Source organism: Cohnella sp. LGH (genome assembly GCF_017671885.1).
Classification (GTDB): Bacteria; Bacillota; Bacilli; order Paenibacillales; family Paenibacillaceae; genus Cohnella; species Cohnella phaseoli.
On record NZ_CP072117.1, the window covers coordinates 5,899,959 to 5,913,424 of the forward strand.

Consider the following 13,466-nt stretch of genomic DNA (forward strand, 5'->3'; position numbering starts at 1 on the left):
CTCCTCCTAACCTTTCACCGATCCGATTAAAGCGCCCTTAACAAAATATTTCTGAAGGAAGGGATAGACGCAAAGAATGGGCAGCGTAGACACCATAATGGTGGCATACTTCAGAGCTTCCTCGGAGATGGAATAGCTTCCTCCTGAATAGCCCTCATTGTTCATCATCTGTCCCGCTAACACGATGTTCCGAAGAATGACTTGAAGCGGATACAGATCTGAATTTCGCAAATAAATGAGAGGCGTCATGTAATTATTCCAGATAAACACGGCATAGAACAAACCTACAGTCGCCAGCACAGGCTTGGATAGCGGCAAGCACATTCTCCAGAAGACGCCAAAATCGTTCAGCCCATCCAGCTTGGCGGATTCTTCAATTTCTGTGGGAAAGCCTTGAAAAAACGTCCGCATAATAATGAGGTTCCACGTAGAGACCGCACCCGGAATAACCATTGCCCAAATCGTGTTGACTAGTCCAAGCTCCTTCACAACAAGGAAGGTTGGAATCATGCCGCCGCTGAAGAACATGGTAAATATGATGAATAGCATTGTTGGCCTATTGAACACCATCGATCGCTTGGATAACGGGTAAGCGCCCACAGCGGTTATGGTCAGCGAAATCATCGTACCTAATGTGACATACAGCAAGGTGTTTCGGTAACCATTCAAGATTCGCCCGTCCTCGAATACATAACTGTACATATCCAGCGTAAAGCCCTTAGGCCACAGATATACTTCTCCCCTTGCGATATAAGAGGGGCTGCTGAATGATACAGCAGTCATATATAAGAAAGGGTATAAGGTTATGACGACGACTACGAACATGAAAAGAAGGATTACGACGTCTGACCATCCGATATTTTTATTCACGCTGTACCGCCTCTCTCTTACCATAAGCTGTTTTCCCCGAACTTTCGACTTACTGCATTCGCGGTATAGACAAAGAAGAAACTGATAAATCCGGTAAACACATCAATAGCTGTGGCATAGCTATAATTGCCCTGTACGAGCCCCACTCGATATACATAGGTACTAATAATGTCAGCCGTGGAATACGTCGAAGGCGTATACAACAAATATACTTTCTCGAAGCCGATCTCCAGAACGTTACCGATATTGAGCAGCAGCATGATGACGATTGCCGGCGCAATGCCAGGCAAGGATATGTGGAACATTTGGCGAAGACGGCTCGCTCCATCCATTCGTGCCGCTTCATACAACCCAGGGTCGACGGCGGTTAATGCCGCAAGATAAATAATCGTCTCCCACCCCATATGCTGCCAAATTTCGGAGGACACATAGATCGTTCGGAACCATTCCGGCATACTGAGAAAGTTAACCTTCTCCAGCCCAATCGCTTCCAGCAGTTGGTTGATCGGCCCTCCACTCGGAGACAAAAACATAACGACCATACCGGCAACAACCACATTGGATATAAAATGCGGCATATAGCTTACAGATTGGACAAATCGTTTAACGACCTGGAATCGCACCTCGTTCAGTAATAGGGCGAACAGGATGGGAATCGGGAATCCGAAGGCCAGCTTGTATATGCCAAGCAGCAGTGTATTGCGAATCAGCTCAAAAAAATCGGGATTGTTCAGAAACATATGAAAATACTTCCACCCAACCCACTTGCTCTCCATGACGCCGCGAAATAAATTGTAATCCTTAAAAGCAATCAGAATGCCTGCGATCGGCAAATATTTAAACAAAATGTAGAACACTACGATGGGCAATAGCATAAGCAACAGCACTCTATCCTGCCTCATCCGTTTCCATATCATCATAGGTGTTATCACTCCCTGGCAGAAAGGGCGGCAAGCATCGTTTCTTTCACTCCTGTCCGCCCCTTGAAGTTATGCTTTATTGCATAGTAAGCGCTCGATCGTGAGCATTCTTGAACACTTCCACAACTTGAGGAACGCCTAGATCATTTGCTTCCTTCACGTATTGGTCCCACTCAGAGAGGCTTCTTGTGCCAATAATGAAACGAGCTATATTCTCTTGATAGTGCTTCTGTATGCCCTGTCCAACCGTTGCCAGCACTTGAAGCTCCTCCTCCGTCATCGCTGGACGCGGCTGTGGAATCGCCTCGTATTGTTCGACCATACCAAATGCATCGTTTAAGGTATCGGATGCCAGCGCCAGATACGCGTCGAAATCCATGGCGGCATAAGAGCCATTGGTTACCATTCCAGTCTGAATACGCAGATCGCCAAAGTCTTTGAAGTCCGTTTTGAACTCTTTCTTCTCATTTACGATCTGGAACGACTCGCCCTCCTTGCCCCAGCTGACAAGCTCGATGCCTTCCGGCGAATACATGAAGTCCATGTACCGGATGACGGCATCCAGCTTCTCTGTAGTCGATGCGATGGCGAAGCCTGATGTCTGGAAGGCAGTAAACGGATTTTGTTGCTTGCCATTTGGCCCGCCAGCTATTGGCGGCATGTAGGCCAGCTGGAATTCCGGCTTATCCGGAATTGCAGCCTTATATTCGTCAATAATGCCGATGAAGTCCGCCGACATGAACCCCTTGTCTTGAGCGAACAAATCCCGGCTTTGATTTCTCTGAAGCGACATGAAGTCTGGCGGGATCAGCCCTGCCTGATAGAACTTGCTCAAATACTCCAACATGGATTTGAAATTGTCCTCAATAGGACCATATTTCCATTGCTTCGAGCCGTGGTCAAAATAAGCAAGCTCCGACGTGCCATTATAAGCGCTTGTGCCAAAATTGGGGGCGATATTCGTCACCGTTGTCAAATTATCAAAAAAATTCAGCGGGTAGCTTTCGGGATACAACGTTTTCAGCTCCAGAGCTACGTCATAAAGTTCATCATAGTTGGTTGGCACATTCAGCCCATGCTTCTCAAATACATCCTCCCGATAAAGCCAGACGCGCCGGAACTGTTCCCCAAGCCCGTAGTTCGGCATGATATAATTTTTCCCGTCTGCGGACGTAACCGACTGCTTGATATCAGGATGCGCTTCCAAGAACGCTTTGTAATTCGGCATCTTATCCAGATGCTCCGTCACATCAACAAAAGCGCCTTGAGCTCCGAATCGATTCGCCTGCTGAGGGTTGTTCAGAAAGAGAAGATCCGGCAGGTCGCCTGAAGCGATAGTTAGATTTAATGCGTTCTCATAATCCGCTCCTGGGACACCTTCAGCATCAAAGCTGATGCCTGTCGCCTCTTTAATGTTCTGGTATACAGGCCAGTTCTCGTTAAAAGGCCATACTGGATGATTGACAACCATCATACGCAGCGACTCAGGTTCCTTGTCTTTAACTGGCTCCTCTGAAGCGGTTGGCTTATTTCCTTCTGATACGGCTTCATTCCCATTCCCATTGGTTCCCCCGCCGCTGCATCCCGCTATAAGGACAGCTCCTAACAGGATCAACGTCAGCAGATAATGAATACCTCTCTTCTTGTTCATGCGCAACTCCCTTTCTCATGTCGTATTTGTCGTTCACAAGGCTAAGCTTAGTCCCCAGGCAGGGCATGTGGATAGACACGCTTCCCCATATGATTGGCAAAGTTCTATAAATCTGTATACATGACAATAATCTTTAAAGGCGTCAATACCGCTGCATTGCGATATTCTTATAAAATAGATATGATGTTATAGCATCGCAGGAAGGAGTTTCCTCCATGATCACAAAAAGGTCAAGTCTCTTCACCAAAATATTTCTTGGATTTCTAACGATCATCATCTTACTATCTATTATTCTGCTCGTATCCTTTGGCATTTTTCGCAACAGCGTAAGACAGGAGATCGTAAGCTTCCACGAGTTAAGCCTGGCGCATACCGTATCCAATTACGAAAATCGACTCAATATAGTAAAAAACTTATTGCTTACCATGTATTACGATGAGGAAGTCAGTCTGCTGTATCAGCAGCTGCAGCGCGGCAACAAACAAAATGTCGACTATTTGCGTCTTAACAACATCTGGTCAGACATTCGAGCCCATGCTGCCAATCCCCTCTTGAATATTGAAAATATCGCTTTATACTTTGCCCCCTTGTCTTTCGTTGTCGAAAAAGATGGTACCCATGGGGCTGATGAGTTTTTCTCCAAGTACCTCTCCAGCCCTGACTATACACTTGATTTCTTCGACCAGCAAATGTCGACAAGTCAGCTGCTGCAGACGTTCCCAGCTGCCTCATTCAAAAATTATTATCAGGCTTCGAAGGAACTCTTACCTGTCGTATTAAGCACGCCGTCCAATCATTATTTGATTGCGGGCTTCTTGGACGCGGATAAAATGTTCAATACCCTGCACCCATCAGCAGATGGAAACTTCTATATATATAACAAGCATGGCGGCTTGCTTTATACATCAGCCGCTGAATACGAAGACGATTCCATCTTTAACGATATCAATGCTAATCAAGGATACCTTACACAAAACCATCATTATTATTTTTATCATAAAGGCGCATCTACGGGACTTATCTACATCCATGAAGTACCGATGAACCGTATCGCAGCCCGAATCAGCTCCCTTAATCAAATTGCTGGAGCCCTTTTTATATTTGCAGTAGCCCTTAGCATTATATTGGCCATATGGATGAGCCGGAGATTCAATCAGCCTTTGCTGCAGCTTATCCAAGCTGTTGTGAATCAGAAGCCCCCTTCATCCATGACGAACAGCCCGGCGGAGTTTCATCTGCTCCTGGACAAGCTCTCGCACATATTTACGGAAATCAAACGCAAGGATGCCGTGCTTACCAACTACAGCTTTATGAATCAAATGAGAAGAATTCACTCCAGCTCACCATTTCCCATACCGCTGGATCATCGCGATGGTTCCTTCATTCTGGTACTTTGCCATATCAATCTAAGAGAGCACGAGGAAGGGCAGCCAGTGGAGAAGGTTTCATATTTCATAAGAGAATTTATCGACCTGTTCATGTCTGATCGATTCTCCAAGTCTCGTACCTTCCAAATGGATGTCAATGAGGTGCTGACGGTTGTCTTCGATGTAGAGGAGCGACAGCTCCTGACCGAAGCAGCTGCACGAATGAAGCAGATATATGATCAGGATGTCGACCATTATCTGATCACCGTGTGCATAAGCGGAGAATACCAACGCACACAGGAATTTGAAGAGGCGTACCGGCAGGTGCAGCAACTGCTGCGGCAACGAATGATGATTCAAGAGACACAAATCATCTCGGAGCTTGCCACTCATATCGACTTTCCGTTATATCGGGAAAGCGATCTAGAGATTCTGTTCAATCATCTTGAGCAAGGGAATGCCTCCGCCGTCATTGAGCTGACAGACACGCTGATTGAACAGCTAAGGAGGAAGAAAGCTCCTGCCTTACAATATAGACAGCTGGCGGAACGAATCGTTATTAAACGTGACGAGTTGGCGTTCCTTATCCAAGGTCAGTATCAATCAGACCGCCTCAAGGATCGAGACGAAATTAATGGATGTCTCTCTGCCGAGGAGCTATCCGCTTATCTCAGAGGTGTCATTTATGATATTTGCGTCAAAATCGAGGAGCGAAAGCTGGCAAAAGACGATGTCATAGATTTTGTGCTTCATTATGTGGAGCATCATTACAATGAAGATTTATCGCTGGACTCTGTTGCGAGCAAAATCAACTTATCTTCGGGTTATTTGTCCAACTATATCAAACAAAAGACCGGTGTAACCTTCAGTGAGCATATTATGGAGGTGCGAATTCGGAAGGCCAAGGAGATGCTGAGGGATTCGTCACTACCTATAGGTGTTATCGCGGAGAAGATCGGCTACTATAGTGCAACATCATTTAATCGATGGTTCAAGAAGGCGACCGGTCTGTCACCAGGAGAATATCGCAGGCAGTCTACGCTAAAGCACTGAATGCAAATGGCACCAGGTATACAACAAAAGCAGCATCTTGAATATATTATAAGTCTGTACTCTTCACCGAGATGCATACTATATAAGACGGTGTTCTGGTCTATTCTTTAAGCTACTTAAGTCGTTGAGTCTAACATACTCAACGACTTAAGGGGAAACCGCACAAATTTTGAAGGTGAAAAGCTTTTTTTCAGTCATCGTACTTGCGATGCTTGACTAGCTGATGACCGTTCATAAATATTAATATATGAATCGCGACCTTCTTCTACTTGTAATTCAATCGGCTTCACGCAAGCGTTGTTCTTGGTCTTGAGTCAGGTGACGAAGAAATACCCCTTTCATGTTATCGATTGAATACAGCATAATTAATGTAGCCACTCTCAATAACAAAAGCGACGACACACATCGAAAAGACCATAAAGGTAGGTTTGGTCATTCTTCACGCGATTCCCAAGATTACTTTGATATTAGCAAATGATCCATTATAAACGAATTCCCGCTTTGTGGAGCATCCTCCCACAGATAGAAGGTAATAGACTTGATTTGAGTAGTTGACAATCCATTCACCGCCCCCCAGTAGCCGTCAGCTCCAGACGTTTGGGCAGGCGAAGCGCCGAAGCTGCCCATCGTAATGGTGCGAGAAGCATTGGCATTTACGGTAAAATAGAACGTTCTCAGCTGTCCATTGTTATCCAGCACATTGCAGCGAATCTGTATCGGCAATGCGGTTGGGTTGGTCACATCTGCCGTGACTGAGGGTGCAGCCCCTAAATTCCACGGCGAAGCAGGCTTGAGCTCTACTCCAGCATATACCGTATCGAGAGTGCCGACATTGACCTTCATGGCGCGAACGCCATCGGTTGCGCCTTCTGACACATACTGGATAGTCGCTTGGTTATAGGCGCTGATCAGGGATAGATTCTCCGCGGCTTCGAAGGATATCTTCGTATTCCCCGTGCTGCCGAATCTCGTCGCGTAGGCTTGAGCGTGAACCGTTTTGGCGGCATTGACCAGAGAAGCGTATGGCACGTCGGCCACATCTACAAATCCAAGATTGTAATTTTCGCCATCCCAATGACGGCCAAGCAGCGGCTCATCTACATATTGGAACCAATGCGCGCCGACAAAATAAGGATTCTGCAAAGCCGCATTCATGTAATTCGTAAATTTGGCCGCTCGTTCCTGCTGGCTTGACGCGGCGGATTCCGAATTCGGACCCGTTCCGAACATCCCTCTGTCATTCGATCCAAAGGCAAACTCGCCTACAATGGCAGGCTTGTTAAGCGCAGCGATATCCATCCAGCTATGCCCGTTCACTGATTCCTTGTAGACGTTGTAGCTCACCACATCCACATATTCGGCGGCGGCCTCCTGAACCTCCTTGCTAATGCCCCATTCCGCAAACCGGGAGCCCAGATACAAAGTGTTGGGCAGCGCTTGCGTCAAGGTGGCATCTACGATGCTGAAATACTTCCGAGCCAGAAGTTTCAGCATCGTTGAATAGTCGGGAATCATGCCGTTCGAGATTTGCGCCGGCTTGAACGGTGCGTCCATCGCGGTGAAGGAAGCGAATGAAGTTCCCCATTGGGCGTTCAGTGTTGCAATGTTGTTGTTGTATTTGGTTTTTAGATGGGCAATCATTGCACGTTTTGCATAACTTTTGCTATCGGCTGCATTCATGGCTAATATGTTGCTGATGAGCAAATATTTGCTCTGTGTAGTAGCGGGACTGCCCCATGGGATTTCATTATCTACATAAATGCCGATGAGCCATGGGTCCTGCGCTACTCCATACGCAACAATCTGATTCTGCACCATATCGCTCACGCTGACCGTGAACTGGGGATCATACGGATCGGCAACCCCTCCCCACTCCCCGCTTGGAATCGTAGTGTGGGTTCCCCAACTCGTCCAGCCATTGGCTACATACGCCAGCTTGTGCTGGGAGCCCTTGCCGAAGAACAGCGTCGGCTCCGACCAATTGCCAAGCGAGTTGAAGCCCCAATTTTTGAAGCGGGCCACGGATACATCCTTCCACTTATTGATATAATCGGTTCCGTATTTGCGTTCCAGGTTCGCGGAATAGTGATTGAACAGCCAGCCCTCGGTTTGTCCCAGCGGCGGGCTGCCTACTGTCGTTGTATAACGGAAGTGCTCGCCGAGTGAGCTGTTTTTGGCCGGAAGGTCCTTGAACATCGCATCCCGTCCTGAGATCCAGGTGTGCATATCGTCCAAGCGAACGACGTCCACACCGGTTGAGAAGAATAAGTATCCTTCAGGATCAACCAATGACCACTTGCCGCCATATTGAGCAACCCTGAATCGACCTGTCGCTTGCAGCTTGGGACCGTTCTTCCACCCTCCGTATTGGCTTGTAGCAATGGGCTGTGAACCGTTAAGCGCAAGCGCCTCCTCTGCTTTATCGTTCAAGAGATCCTGATCACTGTTGATCTTCTCGCTCCAGCTTGCCCCTGAATACTGACCATACTTATCAACAATGCCGTTCAAGTAGCTTAGATTCGAATTGGGGTCCTGGATCACTCTCAAATTGTCAATGACCAAGGCTGTAGCAGTGCTGGGATACATCTGAAAAAATTGCAAGGACACCACATTGGCTGGATCAATGGACTTATCTCCCCATGCATATCCCATCTGTAAGCCGGCAGGATTAGGCGGCAGGAAGCGCATGCCCAAATCCAGCACCGCGGAGTTGAGACTCAGAAAGTATTGGTTAGTCGTCCCGGCCTTCGCTACCGCCTGACTAACGATAGAGTCCTTCACGCCGTCGGCTTGGGCGCTGTCATCCACACGCAGGTAGAACGTAATATCCTTATTACTTGCATTCGTCAGCTCGAAGGCAATCGCATTGCCGGAGCCTACACTCCATGGCGTAGTGGGCGCAAACTTCACGGAGGGGAAGTCTGTAGCCGCGTAGTTGACCTTGAGCGCCTTAGACCCTGTCGTATTCGTTACAATCTGCAGTGCAGCGTTAGAGCCTGTTACATAGGAGGGAATTACGCCATTGTCGAAGTTCAAAGTAGGGAACGGGGTGGCTGCATTGGCTGTGCCAGGCTGTCCCGCCAGCCCGGCAATCATAGCCAAGTTAAGCAGGCTTGCAAATAGTCGCTTCAAATTTTATTACCTCCCAAATTCATGTGATATGGTTTGCCCCTTATCGTATTGCTGTCCTCCTCTCCCCTTTATTCGCAATCCTTGGATGCGCTCTCATTGTAAAGGAATGTAATTTAGGGTAAGTATGAAAATTTCAACTAAGTCCTATAGCTAAACAAAGAAAATGCGTAAGAATAGCAAAGACGCAGAGCTGCATTCAGCCCTGCGTCTTTACTGTTATCACAATAGATCACTACGTTAGCCCCATACGCTCCAGCAGCTCCGGATAGGCTGAATCATCATCGCCTGCACTCTTCTTTATCGCAAACAACTTTTGTCTCGCTTCTTTAATAAGCTCCTTGTATTCTGGATGTCCATATACATTATTCATCTCGTAAGGATCCTGCCGCAAATCATAAAATTCCCATGATGCAGGCGTCTCCTCATCCAGTGCTCCCGAGGCGTCCAGCGGCAAGCCGTAGAAGAAGATCAGCTTGTATTCTCTCGTCCGCAAGCCGAAGTGCGCCGGGTTATCATGATGCGTTAGATGCATCCAATAACGATAATAGATGGCGTCCTTCCATTCCATCTGTGACCCGTTCAACAGCCCTCTGAAGCTGCTCCCGTCCACTTTGCAAGTATAGTCGGTATCGGCATAATCCAACAATGTCGGTCCGATATCAATATTGCTCACAAGCGACTCCATCACGGTGCCCGGCTCGATCTCCTTCGGATACCGAATGAGGAACGGCATCCGTAGCGCTTCTTCATAAATCCAGCGTTTGTCGATATAATCATGCTCGCCGAGAAACATCCCTTGATCGGAGGTATAGATGACAATCGTATGCTCCAATTGACCGCTTTGCTCCAAATAATCAAGCAATCGGCCTACATTATCGTCTATTCCCTTGACAAGTCGAAGATAATCCTTCAAATATTTCTGATACGCCGCTTTGGTTCTCCCTTCCGCATCCAGACCCGCAAGCTCAAGAGGACCGGTCGGGTAAGACGGATCGCTCTGTCGCAGGACGGCATTCCGCTTCGGATTACGCTCCGACACGGACGTACCGTAGTCTCGAGAGCCTTCCGAACGATGCTCCCGATTCTCCCACAAACTTTCCGGCTCCGGAATTTCTATCCCGTCGAACAGATGCTCATAACGGGGATGATATTCGAAATCGTCATGCGGTGCCTTATGGTGACAATGCAACATAAAGGGCTTGGATGGATCTCGTGCTTCCAGCCACTCCAGACATTTGTCCGTAATAATGTCCGTCACATACCCAGCATGTCTCGTCCCGGTGCTCACATCATGAACATCGGATATGGATGACCAGTCAAAGCCTGACCTTATAAAGCTGGGATTCCAATACGTGCCCTGCCCGGACAGCACATCGTAATGGTCAAATCCCTGCGGCTCGCTGTGCAGATGCCACTTGCCGATAACAGCCGTCTCGTAGCCCGCTTCCCGCATCCTTCGAGGATACGTCTCCAGCTCCGTGCTCAAGCTGTCGCTTAACGTCTTCACACCATTATGGTGGGAATACAAACCGGTCAGAATCGTCGCGCGACTAGGTGTGCATATGGCGTTTGTGCAGAAGAAATTCCGGAATAGCGCCCCTTCCTTGGCCAGCCTGTCGATGTGGGGAGTCGCGCATACCTCAGCCAGCCTGGAGCTATAAGCACTAATGGCATTGGCTGCATGGTCATCTGACATAATAAATAGTAGATTGGGTCGATCATGAGATTGTGTCATATCTGTTGTCCTCCGGTACGTATTGGAATGCTAGACAAGAGAATCGTGCAGCTCCCTATCATTGCCGATCAGACACCGCCGTCGGCTGCATCTCTCCGACCCGTGCCCATTGGAATCAGCTCGGCAGTCCTCAACGCGGACGCAAGCGGTGTCTTACCCGAAGGCACAATGTGAATAGCTAATTCTCCACGCTTGACACCTTCCGCTTCAGCAATCAAACGAATGTCACCACCCGCTCCATTCACTCGCACCAGCACTTGACATAGTCCTTGGAAAGCACTGCGGCAGGGGAGCTTGTCATCCTCATGGCTTTCCGGGTTGCCATTGCCAGTGCCAATTATCTCGCCAGGTCCTTCCACTGAAAACGTCAATGGCGTGTCTGCATTCGGTACGATTCGACCGGCTGCATCGGCAATTGCTGCTTGCACGATACATACATCTTCATTATCGGCTATAAGAGCGGTCCTCTCAGAGCTTAGTAGGATCTGGGCCGGCTCGCCTGTTGTCGCAACAACCTCCGTCAGCACAAGCTCGCCATTGCGGTACCCACACGCCATTAATTCACCCGCTTCGTAGACAACCTGCCATTCGGCATGGCCATGCTCAGGAACAGCTCGCCTCCCTGCACTGTTCCCGTTCAAAAATAATTCCACCTCCTCCATGTTCGAGAATGCCCATACATCGATCAATTCCCCTTCGCTTCCCTGCCAATTCCAATGCGGGAGTAGGTGCAGCACGGGCTGACTCGTCCATCTAGCTTGATAGTAATAATAAATATCCTTGGGGAAGCCGCACAAATCCATAATCCCGTATCGAGAGATGACGCTAGGCCATTCATAAGGGAATGTTTCTCCTCGGTAGTCGAACCCCGTCCATACAAACAATCCCGCTACAAAGTCATGCTCCGCCGCCGCCTTCCAGGCTTCCTCCGGTTGAGCTCCCCACAATGGATACGTTTCACCATAAGCACTAATAAGGCCTTCACGCTCCGGATTCGACCAGATGACTGTTGCTTTGCCATGCTCGGAGATGTTTAACGAGCGATCGGTACATGATTTCCTGTAGACACCGCGGGTGGACAGCGTCGAAGCATTCTCGGTACCGATAAACGGTTTGACCGGATATGCCTTGTGAAACTGATCGTACGCATCCCAATTCCTTCTCATCATATAGTTAAAGCCATGAACGTCGATATGGAAGCCGTTCTCTTCATGATACTGCGTAAGCGGCAGCCAGTCGGCATTCATACCGTACGTGCACTTGCGGCTTGGATCAAGTTTATGCGCAAGTTTTTGCATGGCGTGCAATATACGCACACCTGCGTCCTTCCCTTGAATATTCATTTCCTCATTGCCTAACGACCATAAGATAATGGATGGATGGTTCCGGTCCCTTCGGATGAGACTTCTCAATTGGCTCAGCCCTTCACTTGTTGCATCCGTTTGACGCACCTCATCAATGACGAGCATGCCTAGCCGATCACAAGCCTCAAGGACGGAAGGAGCGGGCGGATTATGCGATGTTCGGTACGCATTGCAGCCCATCTCCTTTAATCGCTGAATACGGAATTCATTAACGGCTGCAGGTACCGCCATTCCGACTCCTGCATGGTCTTCATGGCAGCATACACCCTTAAGCTTCAGCGGCTGACCATTCAGCAGAAATCCTCGCTCGGCATCAAAGGCAATCGTCCGCACTCCGAAGACCGTTTCGTACCTATCAACAACGTCGTCTCCAATGAATAACATACTCTTGAGCGTATATAAATTTGGTGAATCCGTGGACCAGAGACAAGGAGCCTCCAGAGTAACGGACTGCTTGAGCGTTAAACTATCATCCGCGGAGATATTAGTAGATGTAATGGCTTCACCAGCCAGCTCTCCATCTGGCCCCATAATGACAGATTGCAGCTTGAATGCTACGTCTTTCTCGTAATGGCTGTCTACCTCCGTCTCGATGACAACAAGCGCTTTGTTCTCATTTGAATCGAGCTCAGCCTTTACGAACGTTCCCCAATGCGATATTCTCAGCGAGTCCGTCATTACCAGTCTAACATCGCGATATATGCCGCCGCCTTCATACCACCAGCCTTCGAATTCACTTGCATCCACCCGGACCGCTACTACATTCGGCTCTTTGGCATGCACCACCTCTGTAATATCATAAGCAAAGCTGGTATACCCGCTTAAATGACCTCCTACATAATGGCCGTTCACCCATATGGAGCAGTTCCGGAACACCCCGTCAAATTCAATAGTTAATCGTTTCGACGCGATATCCTCGGTCAGCATAAATGCTCTGCGATACCAGCCAACCCCCTTCTTCAGCGAGCCGTGTGACGCAGGCACCAGCATATCATATTCGCCGCGCTCCAGCACAAAGTCATGCGGTATACGAACATCAATCCAGTCCGAATCGTCATAACCCCATTTGGCAATTCCATGATTGCCGGACTTGATCCAATGCGGATTTGAATATCTTTCCTTGTGTACTGCGTCGTAATTCGTATCAACAAGGTCCCCGTAATAAAACTTCCAATCCTCGTTTAAGCTCCATACTTGTCGCATTCTTGTCCCCCATTTCCGATATTAGGCCAAGTAAGCGTATACTATACGATATCGGCCATACCTGAACTCCCTATTTTCTCCTATCATACCGACTTGATATTCGAGTTGTAAGCGTTATACTCGACTTCTTATGATACGATACCGACTAATGCAGATAAGTAAATGTTCATT

At 48.2% G+C, this 13,466-nt stretch carries 7 protein-coding genes; 1 reads left to right on the top strand and 6 read right to left on the bottom strand.

The window, feature by feature from the left end; translation table 11 throughout:
• Positions 1-6: 6 nt before the first annotated feature.
• From J4772_RS24835 to J4772_RS24845, 3 genes are all read right to left on the bottom strand, one after another.
• Positions 7-894, bottom strand: a complete 888-nt coding sequence (locus J4772_RS24835) for a carbohydrate ABC transporter permease (protein WP_209071847.1) — start codon at positions 892-894, stop codon at positions 7-9.
• On the bottom strand, positions 888-1,787 hold the full coding sequence (locus J4772_RS24840) for an ABC transporter permease (protein WP_087569051.1): 900 nt from the start codon (positions 1,785-1,787) through the stop codon (positions 888-890). The genes J4772_RS24835 and J4772_RS24840 overlap by 7 nt, the downstream gene beginning before the upstream one ends.
• 79 nt (positions 1,788-1,866) lie before the next feature.
• On the bottom strand, positions 1,867-3,441 hold the full coding sequence (locus tag J4772_RS24845; protein WP_209071848.1) for an extracellular solute-binding protein: 1,575 nt from the start codon (positions 3,439-3,441) through the stop codon (positions 1,867-1,869).
• A 215-nt stretch (positions 3,442-3,656) separates the two neighbouring features.
• Between J4772_RS24845 and J4772_RS24850 the strand changes: the two genes are divergently transcribed.
• The gene (locus J4772_RS24850) at positions 3,657-5,861 is read left to right on the top strand and encodes a helix-turn-helix domain-containing protein (RefSeq protein WP_209071849.1); all 2,205 of its coding nucleotides are present in this window, start codon (positions 3,657-3,659) and stop codon (positions 5,859-5,861) included.
• 456 nt (positions 5,862-6,317) lie between these two features.
• Here the strand turns inward: J4772_RS24850 and J4772_RS24855 are convergent, their stop codons facing one another.
• From J4772_RS24855 to galA, 3 genes are all read right to left on the bottom strand, one after another.
• Positions 6,318-8,993, bottom strand: a complete 2,676-nt coding sequence (locus tag J4772_RS24855; protein WP_209071850.1) for a hypothetical protein — start codon at positions 8,991-8,993, stop codon at positions 6,318-6,320.
• A gap of 232 nt (positions 8,994-9,225) precedes the next feature.
• Positions 9,226-10,728 carry a sulfatase family protein gene (locus J4772_RS24860; protein ID WP_209071851.1) on the bottom strand — a complete coding sequence of 501 codons (1,503 nt, stop codon included), beginning with the start codon at positions 10,726-10,728 and terminating at the stop codon, positions 9,226-9,228.
• Positions 10,729-10,796: 68 nt separating this feature from the next.
• Entirely contained in the window at positions 10,797-13,295 is a 2,499-nt protein-coding gene (gene galA / locus J4772_RS24865) for a beta-galactosidase GalA (protein WP_209071852.1), read from the bottom strand.
• Positions 13,296-13,466 lie beyond the last annotated feature (171 nt).

Coding starts and splice junctions, on each gene's coding strand:
- J4772_RS24850 (WP_209071849.1), top strand. CDS start 3,657: ATGATCACAAAAAGGTCAAGTCTCTTCACCAAAATATTTCTTGGATTT.
- J4772_RS24845 (WP_209071848.1), bottom strand. CDS start 3,441: ATGAACAAGAAGAGAGGTATTCATTATCTGCTGACGTTGATCCTGTTA.
- J4772_RS24840 (WP_087569051.1), bottom strand. CDS start 1,787: ATGATATGGAAACGGATGAGGCAGGATAGAGTGCTGTTGCTTATGCTA.
- J4772_RS24860 (WP_209071851.1), bottom strand. CDS start 10,728: ATGACACAATCTCATGATCGACCCAATCTACTATTTATTATGTCAGAT.
- J4772_RS24835 (WP_209071847.1), bottom strand. CDS start 894: ATGGTAAGAGAGAGGCGGTACAGCGTGAATAAAAATATCGGATGGTCA.
- galA (WP_209071852.1), bottom strand. CDS start 13,295: ATGCGACAAGTATGGAGCTTAAACGAGGATTGGAAGTTTTATTACGGG.